A 17,741-nucleotide genomic window follows, 5' to 3' on the forward strand; every position below is an offset into this window, starting at 1 on the left:
AGGTTCACGGGGTGCAATCCGGCACGCGCTGAGTCGATGCTCAGGGGCAGGTCAAAACACCGCCCGCCCCACGCAGCCCGAGGAGCGTGTCCCGATGAAGGCAGTCCTGCGACCGAGCCGCCGCGCCAGCCGCCACCCTGTTGATCAGGTACTGCCCCCGGGCAAGCTGGCCGTGTACGGCACCCAGCACGTGCTCGCGTTCTACGCCGGCGCGGTGATCGTACCGATCCTGCTCGCCAGCGCGATCGGGCTCAGCACCGAACAGCTGATCCACCTGATCAACGCCGACCTGTTCACCTGCGGCATCGCGTCGATCATCCAGTCCGTCGGGTTCTGGAAGGTCGGCGTCCGGCTGCCGCTGCTGCAGGGCGTGACGTTCACGGCGGTCTCGCCGATGATCGCGATCGGGCTCGCGGCCGGTGGCGGCACCAACGGTCTGCTGGTGATCTACGGCGCCGTCCTGGTCGCCGGGCTCGCCACCTTCTTCATCGCGCCGTTCTTCAGCAAGCTGATCCGGTTCTTCCCGCCGGTGGTGACCGGCTCGGTGATCACGATCATCGGTCTGGCGCTGCTGCCGGTCGCGGCCGCGGACGCGGTCGGCGGCGCCGGCCCGGGCGCCGCTCCGACCAGCGGCAAGAACATGGCCTACGCCCTCGGCACGCTGGCGCTGATCGTGCTGATCCAGCGGGTGTTCAAGGGGTTCATGGCAACCATCGCCGTGCTGGTCGGCCTGGTGGTCGGCACGCTGGTGGCCTGGGCGTTCGGCGACGCGCACTTCGGCGCGGTCAACGACGCGGCCTGGGTCGGCGTGACGCAGCCGTTCTACTTCGGCTGGCCGAAGTTCTCGATCGCGGCGATCATCTCGATGATCGTGGTGATGCTGATCACCGCGGTGGAGACCACCGGGGACGTGTTCGCGACCGGTGAGATCGTCGAGAAGCGGATCGGCCGCGAGGACATCGCCCGGGCGCTGCGCGCCGACGGCCTGGCGACCACGATCGGCGGCGTCTTCAACTCGTTCCCGTACACCTGCTTCGCGGAGAACGTCGGACTCGTCCGGCTGACCCGGATCCGCAGCCGCTGGGTGGTCGCGGCCGCGGGCGTGATCATGATCCTGCTCGGGCTGCTCCCGAAGGCCGGCGCGATCGTGGCCGGCGTACCGCATCCGGTGCTCGGCGGCGCGGCGCTGGCGATGTTCGCGACAGTGGCCGTGGTCGGCTTCCAGACGCTCGCGAAGGTCGACTTCCACGACCACCGCAACGTCGTGATCGTGGCGACCAGCGTCGGGCTGGCGATGTACGTGACCGCGCAGCCGCAGGTCGCGCAGGCCGTGCCGGGCTGGGCCGAGATCATCTTCGGCAGCGGCATCACGCTCGGCAGCCTGACCGCGATCGGCCTGAACATCCTGTTCCACCACGTCGGCAAGAACTTCGGCCCGGCGGTGGCCGGCCAGCCCGGTGACACGATCCGGCTGGACCAGGTGAACACGATGAGCCGCGAGGAGTTCGTCGAGACCTTCGGCGGGCTGTTCCAGGGCCCGCGCTGGGCGGTCGAGCGGGCCTGGGAGATGCGGCCGTACGCCGACACGCACGCGCTGCGGCGGTCGTTCCAGGAGGCGTTGTTCTCCGGGTCGCGCGAGGAGCAGCGGGAACTGATCCAGGCCTACCCGCAGCTCGGTTCGCAGTTCGTCGCCGACGGGCTCAGCGGCGAGGCGTCGCTGCGGGACCAGTCCGACAAGGGGCTGACGTTCCTGGGCGACCCGGAGCGCGACGAGCTGACCGCGATCACCACGGCGTACGAGGACCGGTTCGGGTTCCCGCTGGTGATCTCGGTGCGGGACGCCGAGTCGTACGAGCGGATCGTCGAGCAGGGCCGCGAACGGCTGGGGAACTGCGAGAACCAGGAGCACGCCGCGGCGCTGCTCGAGATCGCGAAGATCGCCGGCTACCGGTTCGACGACTTCGTGTCCGACGCCAACCCGATCCACAGTGCACGCACCCGATGGAGCACCAACCGATGACTACCCAAGCTCTGCGCGCCCCCGCCCTGACCGTGAACGGCGAGGTCACCGCGATCGGCGACGTCTCCGTCCACACGACCGTGCTGGACTGGCTGCGGGACCGCGGCCTGACCGGCGCCAAGGAAGGCTGTGCGGAAGGCGAGTGCGGCGCGTGTTCGGTGCTGGTCGCCCGGCCAGGCACCGACGCGCCGACCGAGTGGACCGCAGTGAACGCGTGCCTGCTGCCGATCGCGTCGCTGGACGGCCAGGAGGTGATCACCTCCGAGGGCCTGGGTACGCCCGCCGAACTGCACCCGGTCCAGAAGGAACTGGCCGTCCGCGGCGGCTCCCAGTGCGGCTTCTGCACACCGGGCTTCGTCTGCAGCATGGCCGCGGAGTACTACCGCCCCGGACGCACAGCGTGCGAAGGCTCGCACGAACATGGACCCAACGGGTTCGATCTGCACGCGTTGAGCGGGAACCTGTGTCGCTGTACCGGTTACCGGCCGATCCGCGACGCGGCGTACGCCTTGGAGAACCCGCCGGAGAACGACGCCTTCGCCGCCAGGCAGAGCTCGGCCCCACCCGCCCCCGCACCGACCGGGATGGTGTCCCCGGAGGGCGAGTTCATCCGCCCCACCTCGCTCGCCGAAGCCCTCACGGTCCTGGGCGATCGGAACGATGCAGTGGTTGTTGCCGGTTCGACCGATCTCGGCGTCCAGGTGAACATCTTCGGCGAGCGCCCGCCGCTCACCATCGCGATCGACCGCCTGGAGGAGCTCCGCGAGTTCAGCTTCGGGGACAACGAAGTACGGCTCGGCGCCGCGCTGACACTGACCGAGATCGAGCGCCGCCTGGCCGGCCGGGTTCCGCTGCTCGCACAGATGTTCCCGCAGTTCGCCTCGCGGCTGATCCGGAACGGCGCGACGATCGGCGGGAACCTGGGGACCGGATCACCTATCGGAGATACGCCCCCCGCACTCCTGGCACTGGATGCGAAGCTGGTTCTCGCCTCCCGGCGGGGCGACCGGGAAGTGGCGCTGGCGGAGTACTTCACCGGGTACCGGCAGACTGTGAAGGCTCAAGACGAGCTGATCAGGACGATCGTGATCCCGCTGCCGCCGGCACCGGCCACCGCGTTCCACAAGATCGCCAAGCGCCGCTTCGACGACATCTCGAGTGTCGCGATCGGGTACGCCGTCGACGTCGCGGACGGCATGATCCGCGACGCGAAGATCGGCCTCGGCGGTGTGGCGGCGACGCCGCTGCGGGCCCGCGAGACCGAGGCCGCGCTGATCGGCCGACCGTGGACCGAGGAGACCGTGCGGACCGCGGCGGGCGTGCTGGCCGCGGAGGGTACGCCGATGGACGATCACCGCGCGAGTTCGGCGTACCGCTCCGCGATGCTCGGCCAGTCGCTACTGCGCTTCTACTTCGAGGAGGTGCGCGCATGAGTTCCCTGTCGGAGCGGCCGGCTGCCGCCGTGGTCGGCGTACCGCTGCCGCACGAGAGCGCGGCGCTGCACGTGACCGGAACCGCCTTGTACACCGACGACCTGGTGATGCGCACCCGCGACGTACTGCATGCGTGGCCGGTGCAGTCGCCGTACGCGCACGCCCGGGTGACGGCGCTGCGGGTGAAGCCGGCGTACGACGTCCCGGGTGTGGTGCGCGTACTGACGGCGGACGACGTACCGGGGGTGAACGACGCGGGCGTGAAGCACGACGAGCCGCTGTTCCCGGGTGAGGTGATGTTCAACGGGCACGCGGTGTGCTGGGTGCTGGCGGAGACGTTGGAGGCGGCGCGGCTGGGGGCGCTGGCTGTCGAGGTGGAGTACGAGCCGCTGCCGTCGCTGGTGACCGTGCGCGAGGCGATCGCGGCCGAGAGCTTCCAGGGCATCGGGCGGCATCTGGAACGTGGTGATGTCGACGGGGCGCTGGCCGGGGCGGAACACGTGTTCCGCGGTGAGTTCGAGTTCGCCGGGCAGGAGCATTTCTACCTCGAGACGCACGCGGCGCTTGCGCAGGTCGACGAGTACGGGCAGATCTTCGTGCAGTCGAGCACGCAGCATCCGTCGGAAACGCAGGAGATCGTTGCGCATGTGCTCGGGCTGGCCAGTCATTCCGTGACGGTGCAGTGCCTGCGGATGGGCGGCGGGTTCGGCGGCAAGGAGATGCAGCCGCACGGGTTCGCCGCGATCGCCGCGCTGGGCGCGACGCTGACCGGGCGACCGGTCCGGTTGCGGCTCAACCGGACGCAGGACATGACGATGTCGGGGAAGCGGCACGGGTTCCACAGCTCGTGGACCGTCGGGTTCTCCGGGGACGGGCGGCTGGTCGCTCTGGATGCGACGCTGACCGCCGACGGCGGGTGGAGCCTCGACCTGTCGGAGCCGGTGCTGGCGCGGGCGATGTGCCACATCGACAACGCGTACGAGATCCCGAACGTGCGCGTGGACGGGCGGATCGCGAAGACCAACAAGACGTCACAGACCGCGTTCCGCGGGTTCGGCGGCCCGCAGGGGATGCTGGTCATCGAGGACATCCTCGGGCGCTGCGCACCGCTGCTCGGGTACGACGCCGCGGAACTGCGGCGGCGGAACTTCTACCAGCCCGGCGACTCCACGCCGTACGGGCAGCCGGTGCGGCACGCGGACCGGCTGGAGTCGTGCTGGAGTCAGGTGCTCACTGGTGGCGACATCGCCGTACGGCGGGCGGAAATCGAGGCGTTCAACGCGGAACACGCTTTCGTAAAACGTTCTCTCGCGTTGACGCCGGTCAAGTTCGGGATCTCGTTCAACCTGACGGCGTTCAACCAGGCCGGGGCGCTGGTGCACGTCTACAAGGACGGGTCGGTGCTGATCAACCACGGCGGCACCGAGATGGGGCAGGGCCTGCACACGAAGATGCTGCAGGTCGCGGCGACCACGCTCGGGGTGCCGCTGGCGCGGGTCCGGCTGGCGCCGACGCGGACCGACAAGGTGCCGAACACCTCGGCGACCGCGGCGTCGTCGGGCGCCGACCTGAACGGCGCGGCGATCAAGAACGCCTGCGAGCAGATCCGCGAGCGGCTGGCCCAGGTCGCCGGCGGGAAGCTCGGGGTCAGCCCGCGCGACGTACGGTTCGTCGACGGCGTCGTGCGCGGACTGTCCGGGGACGGCGTGGACTGGAACGAGCTGGTCAACCTCGCGTACCACCAGCGCGTGCAGCTGTGGGCGGCCGGGTTCTACCGGACCGAGGGTCTGCACTGGGACGCGAACGCGATGCGCGGCGAGCCGTTCAAGTACTTCGCGTACGGCGTCGCGGCGTCCGAGGTGGAGGTCGACGGATTCACGGGTGCGTACATGCTGCGCCGGGTCGACATCGTGCACGACGTCGGCGACAGCCTGAGCCCGTTGATCGACATCGGGCAGATCGAGGGCGGGTTCGTCCAGGGCGCCGGGTGGCTGACGCTCGAGGACCTGCGGTGGGACGAGAGCTCCGGCGAGCGGCGCGGTCGTCTCGCCACGCAGGCGGCCAGCACGTACAAGCTGCCGAGCTTCTCCGAGATGCCGGAAGTCTTCAACGTGCGGCTGCTGGAGAAGGCGCACGAGGAGGGTGCCGTCTACGGGTCGAAGGCTGTGGGCGAGCCACCGCTGATGCTCGCTTTCTCGGTCCGGGAGGCGCTGCGGCAGGCCGCGGCCGCGTTCGGGCCGGCTGGTACCAGCGTTGATCTGCCGTCGCCTGCCACGCCTGAGGCGGTCTACTGGGCGGTCGAGCGGGCGCGTGGGGGTGTCTCATGGAGTGGCTGAAGGCTGTGCAGCGGTTGCGGGCCGAGCGGCGTCCCGGCGTACTCGTGACTGTCCTGTCGGTGCGCGGGCATGCGCCGCGGGAGGCCGGAGCGAAGATGGTTGTTGCCGTTGACAACGTCTGGTCGACTGTTGGCGGCGGCAACCTGGAGGCGGTTGCCGTCGAGCGGGCGCGGGAGATGATCGCCGCTGGGGTGACCGGTCCTGAGGAGCTGACCGCGGCGTTGTCGGACAAGGCGCCGTACCAGCATGGCGTGCAGTGTTGCGGCGGTGAGGTGAAGTTGTTGCTGGAGCCGTTGCCTGTGGTGCCGTCCGTGGCGATCTTCGGGATCGGGCACGTGGGACTGGAGTTGGCGCGGATCCTCGCGCGGCACGACGTCGAGCTGCATCTGGTCGACACGCGTGCCGATCAGCTGACGGCCGAGCGGTTGTCGGTGTTGGACGACGCGGTAGCGCAGGTCCATGTGCACAACGTGCCGGTGTTGCCGGAGCTGGTCGTCGGCGAGCTGCCGCGCGGTACGCACGCGGTGATCATGACCCACGACCATGCGGAGGACGCGGCGCTGTGCGACGCGGCGATCCGGAACGACGCGCTGGCCACGATCGGGCTGATCGGTTCCAGTGCGAAGTGGACGCGCTTCCAGCGCAAGCTCGCCGAGGACGGCAACTCACCGGAGGCGATCGCCCGCATCACCACCCCGATCGGCCTGCCGGAGCTCACCGGCAAGGAGCCCGCGGTGATCGCGGTCAGCGTCGCGGCCTGGCTCCTGCAGAAGTTCATCGCCGAGCGAGACTCCGCTCCGGCGCGATCCGCCGGCCGGCATCCCGGTTCGGCTCGTACTGCCGTGCGTCGCCCCGCGCCGGCTCAGCGTGAGGCACAGGCATGACTCTTTACCGTGGCACGTTCATCGACACGCCGGAGAACCCGTTCGACGGCGCCGGACTGCGCGTCGACACCGACGCCGGCCTGCTCGTCGAGGACGGGGTGATCGTCGCCCGCGGCCCGTTCGCGGAACTCCGGCAGGCGCACCCCGCCGTACAGGTCGTCGATCTGCGCGACGGCGTCGTACTCCCCGGGTTCGTCGACACCCACGTGCACTTCCCGCAGATCCGCGCGGTCGGCGGGCTCGGGCTGCCGCTGCTCGAGTGGCTGGACCGGTACGCGCTGCCGGAGGAGGCGCGGATGGCCGACGTCGACTACGCGACGGGCGTGGCGAACGAGTTCGTCCGCGGGCTAGCGGCGGCCGGTACGACGTCCGCGCTCGTGTTCGGCGCGCACTACGTCGACGCGGTCGACGCACTCTTCGACGCCGCGTCCAAGGTCGGGCTCCGGGTGACGAGCGGCCTCGTACTCAGCGACCGGCTGCTGCGGCCGGAGCTACTCACCACCCCGGTCCGCGCGTACGCCGAATCGCTCGCGCTCGCGAACCGCTGGCACGGCGTCGGCCGCAACCGGTACGCCGTCACGCCCCGCTTCTCGCTCTCGTGCACCGACGAGCTCCTCGCCACATGCCACGAGCTGATGGAGGCGATCCCCGGCGCACTGTTCACCTCGCACGTGAACGAGAACGAGGCCGAGATCGCGTCGGTCGCCGACCTGTTCGGGGGCAGCGACTACGTGACGACGTACGACCGCCACGGCCTGGTGGACCGCCGTACGGTCCTCGCCCACAACGTGCACCCGACAGATGTGGAACTCAAGACGCTGGCCACCAGCGGCGCGACCGTGGCCCACTGCCCCACCAGCAACGCGGCGCTGGGCAGCGGCCTGTTCCCACTGAACCGCCACCTGCAGTACGGCGTCCGCGTGGCCCTGGGCTCCGACGTAGGCGCCGGCACCGGCTTCTCCCTCCTCAAGGAGGGCCTGCAGGCGTACTTCTGCCAGCAACTCCTAGGCGACCACGGCCGCCCCCTCACCGCAGCCCACCTCCTCTACCTGGCCACCACCGCCGGCGCCGAAGCCCTGGACCTCCCCCACGTAGGCCACCTCTCGGTAGGCCACCACTTCGACGCCCAACTCCTCCGCCCGGCGGAGGGCTCCCCGCTAGCAGTAGCAATCACCCACGCCGAAGACACCGAAGAAGCCCTGGCCCGAATCTTCACCCTGGGCACCCCCGCCGACATCCAAGCCGTCTGGATCAACGGCGACCTCCTGCACCACTGATCACGACACCTCCCGGGGTCGCGGCACACGCCATGACGTGTTCCCTGACCCCGGGGCATGTCGCGACAACGCTCGCCAGATCCGGGCCGCGGTCTCCCGCGGGCGGTCCAGGTCGGACCACCCGACGCGGAGTACGCCGTACCCGCGTTCGCGCAGCCGGTCCTCGCGCCACTTCTCCGCGAGTACCGCCTCCCCGGTGTCGCCGTACTTCAGCGCGCCGTCGAACTCGACCACCAACGCGCCCGCGAGCAGGAAGTCCACCCGCCCGATCAACCTTCCCGCGTCATCGGTGATCTCCACCTGCAGCTCCGGCGTCGGCAGCCCGTGATTCGCCATCAGCACCCGCAGGCGAGACTCTCCGACGGACTCACTCAGCCCGTCCGCGAACTGTACGGCGGCCCGCGCGGCAGGCGAGCCGTGCCAGCGGCAATGCCGCCGTACGACAGCAGCCAGGTCGTCCTTCGTCGTCAACTGCATCCGGAGCGCGGCATCGACCAGCACGACACCGACTTCGTACGACGTCGTACACGCGGTCTCCACGATCGCGCGCTCGACAGTACTGACCTTGAGACCGCCCAACTCGACGACCTCGTCAACCGCTGTCGTGCGGCGATGCACCTGCACGGTCCGGCTACTGCGAGCGCGGCCCGATGCGACGCGAGTGAAGTGAACCTTGGACAGATCGGTCCCCCAGACCGGCAAGCCGTGGAGCATCGTGGCGGACTGATGACTCACGACGACATCACCGAGCCGCTCGTTCGCCATCCGCACGGCCAGCGTATGGAGCCGGATCGCGCGGTCCCACGGCGGCTCGTCGGCCGGCCAGCCGCGCGGTTCGACGTACGAGTTGAAGCTCAGTCTGACCCACCGGCCGCTGTCCACGCGCTGCCGGAACTCGCCCTCGCTGTACCCCGCGGCGCGCGTGTCCTGACGAGTGAACCACCCGCCGCGCCTGGCCGCGATCACTTCCAATCGCCTGTTCATGCCCGAGAAGATGCACGCGTCGCCCACCCGCTGGACACGCGATCGCACAGCTGTGGACAACCGCCGGTATGGCGGAACACCGCACGACGTGTTCCGCCATACCGGCAGTTGTCGCAATCAGCGGCAGAGCGTCGCTTGGGTGCGGGCGGTGGCAGCCGTGAGGGTGGGTTCGTCGGCGGTTTGGAGTACGTCGTGCTCTACGACGGGGGTGCCGTTGACGAGGAGGAGGCGTAGGGGTGGGGGTGTGGAGAGGGTCAGGGCGGCGATGGGGTCGGGGATGCCGGTGTGGGGGAGGGTGGTGAGGTCCCAGACGGCGAGGTCGGCTTGTTTGCCGGGTTCCAGGGAGCCGATGTCGGCGGAGCGGCCGAGGATGCGGGCGCCGTCGAGGGTGGCCATCTCCAGGGCCGCGCGGACGGTGAGGGATTGCGGGCCGCCGCGGGCTCTGGCGAAGAGGAGGGCGTGGCGGAGTTCTTCGACGAGGCTGCCGGATTCGTTGCTGGCGGCGCCGTCCACGCCGAGGCCTACTGGGGCGCCGGCTGAGCGGAGGTCGGCGGTGCGGGCGATGCCGGCGCCGAGGCGGGCGTTCGAGCTGGGGCAGTGCGCCACGCCCGTACCGGTGCTGCCGAGGTGCTTGATCTCCGTGTCGTCGAAGTGGATCCCGTGCGCGAACCACACGTCGGAACCGGTCCACCCGACGCGTTCGGCGTACTCGAGCGGCGTGCAGCCGTACGTCTTCAGGCACCACTCCGTCTCGTCGGTGGTCTCGGCGAGATGCGTGTGCAGCCGTACGCCGCGACGCCGGGCCAACTCGGCCGACTCGCGCATCAGCTCCCCGCTGACACTGAACGGCGAGCACGGCGCGACCACGACCTGCAGCATCGAGTCCGGCGACGGGTCGTGCCAGCGGTCGATCGCGGCCTCGGTCGCGGCGAGGATCTCGTCGCAGTCCTCGACCACCGAGTCCGGCGGCAGCCCGCCGTCCTTCTGTCCACGGTCCATCGACCCGCGCGCCGGGTGGAACCGCAGGCCGATCTCCCGCGCCGCCGCGATCTCGGCGCCGAGCAGATCGCCGGCGCCCCGCGGGAAGACATAGTGGTGATCGGCAACCGTCGTGCAGCCGGTGCGCGCGAGTTGGGCGAGCGCCGCCCGCGCCGCGACGTACACGGACTCCTCGGTGATCCGCGCCCAGACCGGGTACAGCCTCGTCAGCCACTCGAAGAGCGTCGCGTCGGCGGCGAGCCCGCGCGTCACCCACTGGTACAGGTGCTGATGCGTGTTCACGAACCCAGGTGTGACGAGACATCCGCGCCCGTCCACGACCCGAGCATCGTCGTACGCCGGCGCGCTCCCCGGGCCGACCGCCACCAGGCGATTGCCTTCAGCAACCACATGGCCGACGAACTCGCGCCGGGACGGATCGAGGGTCGCCACGTAGGCGCCCTCGATCACGATCGTGCTCAACAGAAGCCCGGCGTCGCGTGCCAGGCGGAACCCGCGTCGCTCGCGTCGTCGCGCGTCACGGTCGCCTCGATCAGCCCGTACGGGCGGTCGGCGGCGATGAAGACCTCGCCCGGGTTCTCGACCCCGAACGGCGAGAGGTCGACCAGGAAGTGGTGCTTGTTCGGCGCCGAGAACTTGATCTCGGCCACCTCCGGGTGCTGCTCCAGCACCGCCGAGCCCATCCCGTACAGCGTCTGCTGCAGCGCCAGGCTGTGGATGTTCGCGAACTGCGCGAGCAGCAGCCGCTTGATCCCGTCGTACGACTTGTCCCAATCGACCTCGGTGTGGTCGTAGCGCCACCGCGCAACCAGCGACGTCGCCAGGATCCGGTCGTTGGTCTCCTGCAGCGTCGTGTACTTGTCCTTCAGGAACCCGTGGAACTCCGACCCGGTCGACTTCAGTACGACGAGATCGCTGATCCCCGAGACGACGTACGCCTTCCGCTCCGCGCCCCGGCCCTCCACGTTGACGACCGTGTTCCGGACGCCGCCGCCGGTCCGGACGAACGCGTGATCGTGGTCGTCGATCCGCTCCCAGGCGTACTCCTCGACCTCGATCCGCGCGCCCTGCGCCGCCGGCGACGCGTCCAGGAAGTGCGCGCCGAGGGTCAGCGCGTAGTCCTCGATCGCGCCGATGCCCTTCTCCTTCGCGAACGCGAACGCGGTGTTCTTCTGCGTGTCGGTCGGCAGCACGTCGCCCTGCTCGCCGGTCGTGTGCGCCGCCTCGAAGTCGCCGCGGAGCGCGGTCGAGACGTTCAGGTCGCGGATCTGGTGCCGGGGCGTGTCGCGGTAGACGCGGACGACGCGGTTCTCGGCTTTGCCGTACTGGTTGGCGCCCAGGTGGATGGCCATCTGAGGTCAGCTCCCTCGGTAGGTGGAAAACGCGAACGGGCTGAGCAGCAACGGGACGTGGTAGTGCCGCTCGCCGGCGACCGTGAAGGTCACGGAGACCTCGGGAAAGAAGAAGTCCTGACCGGTCTCCTTCGCGTACGTCGCGACGTCGAACCAGAGCCGGTACGTGCCGGCGGCGAGCTCGGGCGCCAGTTCGGCGATCCGGCCGTCGTCGTCGGTCGCGCCGGTCGCGCGGATGACGTCGCCGTCGTAGAGCCGCACCGGAACCCGCGCCGCCGGTCGCCCGAGCGCCGTGTCGAGGACGTGCGTGGACAAGGAGCTCATGCCGCCACCACCTTGCTCAAGCGGAGCAGCGCGATCTTGCGCAGCTCCTCGTGGACCACCGCCGCCTCGGTCGCGTCGTCGTGCGTGAGCCGGGTCCGCAGACTGCTCAGCATCTGTGCCGCGGACAGTCCGGTCGCACAGATCAGGAACACCCGGCCGAACCGCTCCTCGTACTGACGGTTGCCCTCGGCAAGTTCCTGCCGGACGTCGGGCTCGTCGCCGACGCCGGACTGCTCGGACCGCGACCAGGCCGCGTCGGTGCCCGTGCCCCGCGGCCGGTCGCCGATCCGCGGATGCGCCTGCAGCGCCCGATCGACCTCGTCGTCGTCGAGCTCGCGCAAGCCCTGGTCCGCGACCGCGGTCAGTGCGGCGAGGTCGCCGTACGGCCGCTTGGCGAGGATCGCGTCGACCCAGCGGGGCACGTCACAACAGGCCGCCAGCGCCGGCCGCAACCGGTCGGTCGGAGTGGAGTTGAACTCCTCCAGGTCCACGAATCACACCTTCTCGAATCCCGAAATCAACTTTCCGTATGACGAGAGCGTGACACCCGCCGGGCCTGCCGTCAACAGTTTGTTGAAATTCAGCGGGCGCGGTTCAGGTAGTTGTAGACGGTGAAGCGCGTGACGCCGAGCGCCTCGGCGACGGTCTCCGCCGACTTCCGGTACTCGAAGGCACCGCGGGACTCCAGCAGCAGCACCGCCTGCTGCTTCTCGTGCCGGGACAGGTCGCGCAACGGCCCACCCAGCTCCTCGGCGACCTCCGCGAGCAAGCTGTGCACACCACCTTCCGGGGCCTTCGGCTGCAGGCGTACGGCGACCACGGGCTCGCCTTCCCACTCCAGCTTCACGTCGTCCGCGCGGGCGTCCGCGGGCGCGACGAGCTCGGCGTTCAGCCGTTCGACGAGCGGCGTGATCGCCTGGACCAGGGGGTGCGGCTCAGGCATCGCGCCGTACCTGCAGCGTCACCTGGCTCGCGCCGCCGCCGAACGCGGCGTCGAGCACCTTCGGGAGGGCGGCGAGGAGGAGCTCCTGCTCGCCGCTGACCTGCGTACCGAGCGGGCCGAAGTCGCAGTCGAGCCCGGCCGCCTCCGCCACCCGCAGCGCCTCGGTGGCGTGCGCGGGCGGCGAGTTCTCGTCGACGTCGAAGGGTTCGGTGGTGAACTCCGCAACCAGTCGCATGTCGTCGAGGCTAGCTCTCCGGGACCGCCCGGCGCGCCAGTTTCGCGAGCTCGGCGGTGTCGAACTCGGTCGTCTCGAGCGCGCCGCACTCGATGCCGCGGAGGACGAAACCGGCGAGCGCGGCCGCGGTGGCCGGCTCGTCGAGGTACCCGGACTCGCCGTGGCCGAGGTACGCGCGGAGACGTTGCGCGGCCTGGTCGAAACCTTCCCGATAGAACAGGTACGTCGCCGCGAACCGGGTCGGGAGCTGCGCGGGGTGCATGTCCCAGCCCTGGTAGATGCCGCGAGCGAGCGAACGCCGTACCAGCCGGAAATGCAGGCGCCACGCGTCGTGCACCGCGTCGCCGACCGGGAGAACGTTGGTCGAACCATCGGACACGAACACCCCGGTGCCGGCCGCCGCGAGCTGCATGACGTCCTTGGCGTGATCCGCGACCGGATGCTCCATGCTCTGGTACGCCGCCGCGACGCCGAGCGAGGCCGAGTAGTCGTAGGTGCCGTAGTGCAGCCCGGTGACGCGCGGGCCGCCGGCCTTGATCATCCGCGCGATCAGGGCGGTGCCGTCCGCGCCGAGGATCGCCTGCGGGGTCTCGACCTGGATCTCGAACTTCAGCCGCGGCAGGCCGCGCTGCTGCTCGAGCGTCTCCAGGACCAGCACCATCGCCTCGACCTGCTCGACCGACGTCACCTTCGGCAACGTGATCACGAAGCCGTCGTCGATCGCGCCCAGGTGCTGCAGGAACAGGTCGAGCGTCCGTACCCCGCGGCGTCTGGTCGGCGCTTCGAGCGACTTGATCCGGAGCCCGGCGTACGGCGTCCGGTTGCCGGTCGCGAGCGCCTGCGCCGCGGCGATCGCGGCCGCATCCTCCTCGTCGTCGGGGCGGTTGCCGTACCCGTCCTCGAAGTCGATCCGGAGGTCCTCGATCGGCTCGCGGTCGAGCTTCGCCCGGACCCGGTCGTACAGCTCGTCCGCGAACTCCGGCGGCAGGTCCAGCACCTTCGCGAACTCCGCGGCCGACCCGGCGTACGCCTCCAGGACGGCGCGCGCCTGCGCGGCCCAGTCCTCGACGGTGTGTACGTCGTACCGGTCGGCGGGGACGTAGACGGTGTGGACGGGTTGCCGGACGCCGCGGTCACCGCGGTAGTCGGCGGTCAGCGCCGCGTCCGCGGCGGCCAGGCGCCGGTCGAGCTCGGTCAGCAGGTCATCCAGGCTCACTACAGCCTCCTTTTCCGTATTGCGGAGACTATTATCTACTTTGCGGAAGGAACAAGGGCCTGGGCTTCCGGGATCTGGCGCTAAACTTCCGTGATCCGGAAAGGTGGTCGTGATGACGGAGACGAACGGCAAGGGCCGTACCGGCAGCGTGCAGTCGATCGAGCGCGCGTTCGGGCTGCTCGAGACGATGGCCGACGCGGGCGGCATGATGGGGCTGTCGCAGTTGGCCACCGCCTCCGGCCTGCCGCTGCCGACGATCCACCGGCTGGTTCGCACCCTGGTCGACCTCGGCTACCTGCGGCAGGAGCCGTCGCGGCAGTACGTGCTCGGCCCGAAGCTGATCCGGCTCGGGGAGAGTTCGTCGCACATGCTCAGTGTGTTCGCCCGGCCGCACCTGGCCCGGCTCGTCGACGAACTCGGCGAGTCCGCGAACATGGCGATGCTCGACGGCGACCAGGTCGTGTACCTCGCCCAGGTCCCGTCCCGGCACTCGATGCGGATGTTCACCGAGGTCGGCCGCCGCGTCCTCCCGCACTGCACCGCGGTCGGCAAGGCGATCCTCGCGCAGTACCCGGAAGCCGAGGTCCGCGAACTCCTGCGGCGCACCGGCATGCCGAAGCACACCGACAACACCCTCACCACGCCGGACGCCTTCACCGCCCAGCTCCACCAGGCTTCCGACACCGGCTACGCGACCGACGAGGGCGAGCAGGAGGTCGGCGTCCGCTGCGTCGCAGTCGCCGTCCCCGACGCCCCGTCCCCCTTGGCCATCTCCATCTCCGGCCCCGCCGGCCGCATGACCGAGTCCCTCGTCGAACAAGCCGTCCCCCTCCTCACCCAGGCCGCCAAGGCGCTCTCGGAAGACCTGCGCTGAGCTGCGGACGCTAGGGAGCGTAGGTGCGCCAGTGTTCGGTGAGCTTGTAGCCGAGGGACTGGTTCGCCTGGAGGCTGGCCTGGTTGGCGGCGGCTCCGCCGGTGCTGAAGCGGGTGATGCCGATGTCGAGGAAGGCGAGGATCGAGGCGGCCTTGACGGCCTGGGCGACGCCGCGGCGGCGGTGCGTGGCCAGTACCGAGGTGAACTTCGTGTCGCCGAAGCCGTCCTTCTGGCGGATCACGGTGGCGCCGACCAGCCGGTTGCCCTCGAACGCCCCGAAGACGCGGTGCTCCGGCCAGAGCGCCCGCGTGTCCGCGAGCTCGCCCACCTCGTGGTGGGTCGCGGGCGTGTCCGGGTAGTCGGCCTCGTTCCGCTTCTCCAGCGCGTGCAGGTCGGCGGCGGCCTCGGGCCCGAGTTCGCGGATGGTCAGGCCGCCGGCGACGGCCCGTCGTACGGCGGATTCCAGCAGTTCACGGTCCGGGTCGGACAACCGGACCGCCCACGACTCGCCGACCACGCGGTAGCCGGCTGCTTCGAGCTCGGCGCACCGCGGGTCGTCGTCGCGGACGATCTGGAAGTCGGGCACCCGCCGATTGTCCGGCCGGGTGCCCCCAGGACTCAAGACAGGACTCAAGACAGTTTGCGCAGCAACGGCAGAACATCCTCGGTGAACTGGGTCAGGAACCGCTCCTGGTCCTGCCCCGGCCCGTGCACGACGAAGTGGTTGAACCCGGCGTCGAGGTACGGCTGGAACTGCTTCACGACCTCGTCGGGGTCCGACGCCACGATCCAGCGCTTCGCGACCTGCTCGATCGGCAGCTCGTCGGCCAGCCGCTCCATCTCGGTCGCACTCGTCACGCTGTGCTTCTGCTCCGGCGTCAGCGACAGCGGCGCCCAGAACCGGGTGTTCTCCAGCGCGAGCTTCGGGTCGCGGTCGTAGGAGACCTTCACCTCGAGCATCCGGTCGAGGTCCTCGAACTTCTTCCCGGCCTTCTCCGCGCCCTCCTTGACGGCGGGGATCAGCTTCTCGGTGTACAGCTCCATGCCCTTGCCGGACGTCGCGATGAACCCGTCACCGGCGCGCCCGGCGTACTTCGCGACCAGCGGCCCGCCCGCGGCGACGTACACCTTCAGCGGCGTCTCCGGCCGGTCGTAGATGAACGCGTCGACGGTCTTGTAGAACGGCCCCTCGGAGCTGACGCCGTCCTTCGTCCACAGGTCGCGGATCAGCTGCACCGCCTCCCGGAGCCGGGCGAACCGCTCCTTGAACTCCGGCCACTCCATCCCCGACACCGCGATCTCGTTCAGCGCCTCGCCGGTGCCGACGCCGAGCATCACCCGGCCCGGGTACAGCTCGCCGAGCGTCGCGAACGCCTGCGCGATCACCGCCGGGTTGTACCGGAACGTCGGCGTGAGCACCGACGTACCGAGCAGCACCCGGTCGGTCCGCTCACCGACCGCCGCCAGCCAGGCGAGCGCGAACGGCGCGTGGCCGCCCTCGTGCCGCCACGGCAGGAAGTGGTCCGACACGGTCACGCTGTCGAGCCCGAGCTCCTCGGCCCGAACGGAGTACTCCACCAACTCCCGCGGCCCGAACTGCTCCGCCGACGCCTTGTACCCGACCCGAATGCTCACCCTCTGCTCCCAACCTCGTCTGCCCGCACTCCGAAGGACAACCGCGTCCGGGTCCGACTTTATGCCGCGCGGCTGATTGACTCCGGCAGCGGGCGTCGGACAGGATGTGGGTCCGGCGCGGCCCGCGCCACACCTTCGGCGACCGGCCCCAGCGCGGTCACAGTTGAGAAGGCAAAGGGACTTCCTGTCTCGGGTCGCTCGTCCTGGTCAGCCGCCTCGGACGGGATCGCTGGGGGATCGCGTGCGAGTGCGTGGAAGGCCAGATGACAGCGCACAGGAACTTCAAGCAACGGGTCCGCGCCCGCGCCGCGAAAACCGGCGAGTCCTACACGACTGCCCTCCGGCACTTCCGTCCGACTCCTCGAGGAGAACCAGACATGCCGGAATCCATCCGAATCGCCGTGACCCAGTCGACCGTCCGCGAAGACCCCACCGACGCCACCCTGCTCCGGCAGAGCGGCGACGAGGTCCGCCGCCTGCTGCGCGAGGCCGCCGCCGCGGGCGCCCGCCTGGTGCACTTCAGCGAGGGAGCGATCTGCTTCCCGGGCAAGCGGGTGATGTCGTCACTCGGCCCGGACGAGATCGGCCCGTCCGACTGGACCAAGGCCGACTGGCCCGCCCTGCAGCACGAGCTCGACCAGATCTCCGCGCTCTCCCGGGAGCTCGGCGTCTGGACCGTGATCCCGTCCGTCCACCAGGTGCCGGACGCCCGGCCGCACAACAGCACGTACGTCGTCTCCGACCAGGGCAAGGTGGTCGCGAGGTACGACGAACGCGCGCTGTCGACCACCAAGGTCACCTGGATGTACTCGGCCGGAAGTGAGCCGGTGACGTTCGAGGTGGACGGCGTCCGCTTCGGGCTCGCGCTCGGGCTGGACCTGCTGTTCCCGGAACTGTTCACGGAGTACGACCGACTGGGAGTGGACGTCGTACTGGCGTCGTACGCCAGCACCACCGGGCGCAACGACCACATCGGCGTGCAGGTCCGCGGTGCGGCCGCGAACAACACGTGCTGGGTCAGCCTCGCGGCAACAGCCAGCCCGGACACCGGCCTGCCGTCCGGGGTCAGCGATCCGCGCGGCCAGTGGCTGGCGCAGTGCGATGCGGACGGCACGCCATCCGTCGCGGTGGCCGAGCTCCGCTCCGAGGAACTGGTCACGATCGGCCGCGACTTCCGGCGCCGCACCCGGGAACGCATCGGGTCGTAGGACTCACAGGGTCGGTCGCCG

General features: G+C 70.1%; 17 protein-coding genes. 7 read left to right on the forward strand and 10 right to left on the reverse strand.

The annotated features are described in order from the left end of the window. The first annotated feature begins 94 nt into the window (after nucleotides 1–94). Genes uraD (ABN611_RS10615) through guaD form a run of 5 tightly spaced genes read left to right on the forward strand, consistent with a single transcriptional unit; the run spans nucleotide 95 to nucleotide 7,950 of the window. Nucleotides 95–2,020, forward strand: a complete 1,926-nt coding sequence (gene uraD, locus ABN611_RS10615; RefSeq protein ID WP_350279649.1) for a 2-oxo-4-hydroxy-4-carboxy-5-ureidoimidazoline decarboxylase — start codon at nucleotides 95–97, stop codon at nucleotides 2,018–2,020. After that, complete coding sequence (locus ABN611_RS10620) at nucleotides 2,017–3,453, forward strand: FAD binding domain-containing protein (protein ID WP_350279650.1); 1,437 nt, start codon at nucleotides 2,017–2,019, stop codon at nucleotides 3,451–3,453. Before uraD (ABN611_RS10615) ends, ABN611_RS10620 begins: the two co-directional genes overlap by 4 nt. Next, complete coding sequence (gene xdhB, locus ABN611_RS10625; protein ID WP_350279651.1) at nucleotides 3,450–5,789, forward strand: xanthine dehydrogenase molybdopterin binding subunit; 2,340 nt, start codon at nucleotides 3,450–3,452, stop codon at nucleotides 5,787–5,789. The genes ABN611_RS10620 and xdhB overlap by 4 nt, the downstream gene beginning before the upstream one ends. Continuing rightward, nucleotides 5,777–6,673 carry a xanthine dehydrogenase accessory protein XdhC gene (xdhC, locus tag ABN611_RS10630; protein WP_350279652.1) on the forward strand — a complete coding sequence of 299 codons (897 nt, stop codon included), beginning with the start codon at nucleotides 5,777–5,779 and terminating at the stop codon, nucleotides 6,671–6,673. Before xdhB ends, xdhC begins: the two co-directional genes overlap by 13 nt. After that, nucleotides 6,670–7,950, forward strand: a complete 1,281-nt coding sequence (gene guaD, locus ABN611_RS10635; protein ID WP_350279653.1) for a guanine deaminase — start codon at nucleotides 6,670–6,672, stop codon at nucleotides 7,948–7,950. The genes xdhC and guaD overlap by 4 nt, the downstream gene beginning before the upstream one ends. Here the strand turns inward: guaD and ABN611_RS10640 are convergent, their stop codons facing one another. The 8 genes from ABN611_RS10640 to ABN611_RS10675 all read right to left on the reverse strand — a co-directional run bounded on the left by ABN611_RS10640 (nucleotide 7,951) and on the right by ABN611_RS10675 (nucleotide 14,003). After that, the gene (locus ABN611_RS10640) at nucleotides 7,951–8,934 is read right to left on the reverse strand and encodes a type IV toxin-antitoxin system AbiEi family antitoxin domain-containing protein (RefSeq protein ID WP_350279654.1); all 984 of its coding nucleotides are present in this window, start codon (nucleotides 8,932–8,934) and stop codon (nucleotides 7,951–7,953) included. Between the two features lie 117 nt (nucleotides 8,935–9,051). Continuing rightward, the gene (locus ABN611_RS10645; protein WP_350279655.1) at nucleotides 9,052–10,395 is read right to left on the reverse strand and encodes an 8-oxoguanine deaminase; all 1,344 of its coding nucleotides are present in this window, start codon (nucleotides 10,393–10,395) and stop codon (nucleotides 9,052–9,054) included. Further along, on the reverse strand, nucleotides 10,392–11,285 hold the full coding sequence (gene pucL / locus ABN611_RS10650) for a factor-independent urate hydroxylase (RefSeq protein WP_350279656.1): 894 nt from the start codon (nucleotides 11,283–11,285) through the stop codon (nucleotides 10,392–10,394). Before pucL ends, ABN611_RS10645 begins: the two co-directional genes overlap by 4 nt. Before the next feature lie 6 nt (nucleotides 11,286–11,291). Beyond that, nucleotides 11,292–11,609, reverse strand: a complete 318-nt coding sequence (gene uraH / locus ABN611_RS10655; protein ID WP_350279657.1) for a hydroxyisourate hydrolase — start codon at nucleotides 11,607–11,609, stop codon at nucleotides 11,292–11,294. Further along, entirely contained in the window at nucleotides 11,606–12,100 is a 495-nt protein-coding gene (gene uraD, locus ABN611_RS10660; RefSeq protein ID WP_350279658.1) for a 2-oxo-4-hydroxy-4-carboxy-5-ureidoimidazoline decarboxylase, read from the reverse strand. Before uraD (ABN611_RS10660) ends, uraH begins: the two co-directional genes overlap by 4 nt. Before the next feature lie 89 nt (nucleotides 12,101–12,189). Then, nucleotides 12,190–12,552 (reverse strand): helix-turn-helix domain-containing protein, encoded by a 363-nt coding sequence (locus tag ABN611_RS10665; RefSeq protein ID WP_350279659.1) that lies wholly within the window; start codon nucleotides 12,550–12,552, stop codon nucleotides 12,190–12,192. Next, on the reverse strand, nucleotides 12,545–12,787 hold the full coding sequence (locus tag ABN611_RS10670) for a thiamine-binding protein (RefSeq protein ID WP_350279660.1): 243 nt from the start codon (nucleotides 12,785–12,787) through the stop codon (nucleotides 12,545–12,547). Before ABN611_RS10670 ends, ABN611_RS10665 begins: the two co-directional genes overlap by 8 nt. 10 nt (nucleotides 12,788–12,797) lie before the next feature. After that, nucleotides 12,798–14,003, reverse strand: a complete 1,206-nt coding sequence (locus ABN611_RS10675; RefSeq protein ID WP_350279661.1) for an aldolase/citrate lyase family protein — start codon at nucleotides 14,001–14,003, stop codon at nucleotides 12,798–12,800. 112 nt (nucleotides 14,004–14,115) lie between these two features. Between ABN611_RS10675 and ABN611_RS10680 the strand changes: the two genes are divergently transcribed. After that, nucleotides 14,116–14,877 carry an IclR family transcriptional regulator gene (locus ABN611_RS10680; protein WP_350279662.1) on the forward strand — a complete coding sequence of 254 codons (762 nt, stop codon included), beginning with the start codon at nucleotides 14,116–14,118 and terminating at the stop codon, nucleotides 14,875–14,877. A 10-nt stretch (nucleotides 14,878–14,887) separates the two neighbouring features. Here the strand turns inward: ABN611_RS10680 and ABN611_RS10685 are convergent, their stop codons facing one another. Together ABN611_RS10685 and fgd are read right to left on the reverse strand one after the other, a co-directional pair. Next, the gene (locus ABN611_RS10685; RefSeq protein WP_350279663.1) at nucleotides 14,888–15,463 is read right to left on the reverse strand and encodes a GNAT family N-acetyltransferase; all 576 of its coding nucleotides are present in this window, start codon (nucleotides 15,461–15,463) and stop codon (nucleotides 14,888–14,890) included. A 44-nt stretch (nucleotides 15,464–15,507) separates the two neighbouring features. Continuing rightward, complete coding sequence (gene fgd / locus ABN611_RS10690) at nucleotides 15,508–16,512, reverse strand: glucose-6-phosphate dehydrogenase (coenzyme-F420) (RefSeq protein WP_350279664.1); 1,005 nt, start codon at nucleotides 16,510–16,512, stop codon at nucleotides 15,508–15,510. A gap of 377 nt (nucleotides 16,513–16,889) precedes the next feature. Here fgd and ABN611_RS10695 point away from each other — a divergent pair, with 377 nt between their 5' ends. Next, on the forward strand, nucleotides 16,890–17,720 hold the full coding sequence (locus tag ABN611_RS10695; protein ID WP_350279665.1) for a carbon-nitrogen hydrolase family protein: 831 nt from the start codon (nucleotides 16,890–16,892) through the stop codon (nucleotides 17,718–17,720). Nucleotides 17,721–17,741: the final 21 nt, after the last annotated feature.

It is taken from the genome of Kribbella sp. HUAS MG21 (genome assembly GCF_040254265.1).
GTDB lineage: Bacteria > Actinomycetota > Actinomycetes > Propionibacteriales > Kribbellaceae > Kribbella.

What these genes read in the sequence shown, in the direction of transcription:
- guaD (WP_350279653.1), top strand. Translation starts at nt 6,670, where the DNA reads ATGACTCTTTACCGTGGCACGTTCATCGACACGCCGGAGAACCCGTTC.
- ABN611_RS10665 (WP_350279659.1), bottom strand. Translation starts at nt 12,552, where the DNA reads ATGCCTGAGCCGCACCCCCTGGTCCAGGCGATCACGCCGCTCGTCGAA.
- ABN611_RS10680 (WP_350279662.1), top strand. Translation starts at nt 14,116, where the DNA reads ATGACGGAGACGAACGGCAAGGGCCGTACCGGCAGCGTGCAGTCGATC.
- pucL (WP_350279656.1), bottom strand. Translation starts at nt 11,285, where the DNA reads ATGGCCATCCACCTGGGCGCCAACCAGTACGGCAAAGCCGAGAACCGC.
- uraD (WP_350279649.1), top strand. Translation starts at nt 95, where the DNA reads ATGAAGGCAGTCCTGCGACCGAGCCGCCGCGCCAGCCGCCACCCTGTT.
- ABN611_RS10670 (WP_350279660.1), bottom strand. Translation starts at nt 12,787, where the DNA reads ATGCGACTGGTTGCGGAGTTCACCACCGAACCCTTCGACGTCGACGAG.
- uraH (WP_350279657.1), bottom strand. Translation starts at nt 11,609, where the DNA reads ATGAGCTCCTTGTCCACGCACGTCCTCGACACGGCGCTCGGGCGACCG.
- ABN611_RS10640 (WP_350279654.1), bottom strand. Translation starts at nt 8,934, where the DNA reads ATGAACAGGCGATTGGAAGTGATCGCGGCCAGGCGCGGCGGGTGGTTC.
- xdhC (WP_350279652.1), top strand. Translation starts at nt 5,777, where the DNA reads ATGGAGTGGCTGAAGGCTGTGCAGCGGTTGCGGGCCGAGCGGCGTCCC.
- xdhB (WP_350279651.1), top strand. Translation starts at nt 3,450, where the DNA reads ATGAGTTCCCTGTCGGAGCGGCCGGCTGCCGCCGTGGTCGGCGTACCG.
- ABN611_RS10695 (WP_350279665.1), top strand. Translation starts at nt 16,890, where the DNA reads ATGCCGGAATCCATCCGAATCGCCGTGACCCAGTCGACCGTCCGCGAA.
- ABN611_RS10620 (WP_350279650.1), top strand. Translation starts at nt 2,017, where the DNA reads ATGACTACCCAAGCTCTGCGCGCCCCCGCCCTGACCGTGAACGGCGAG.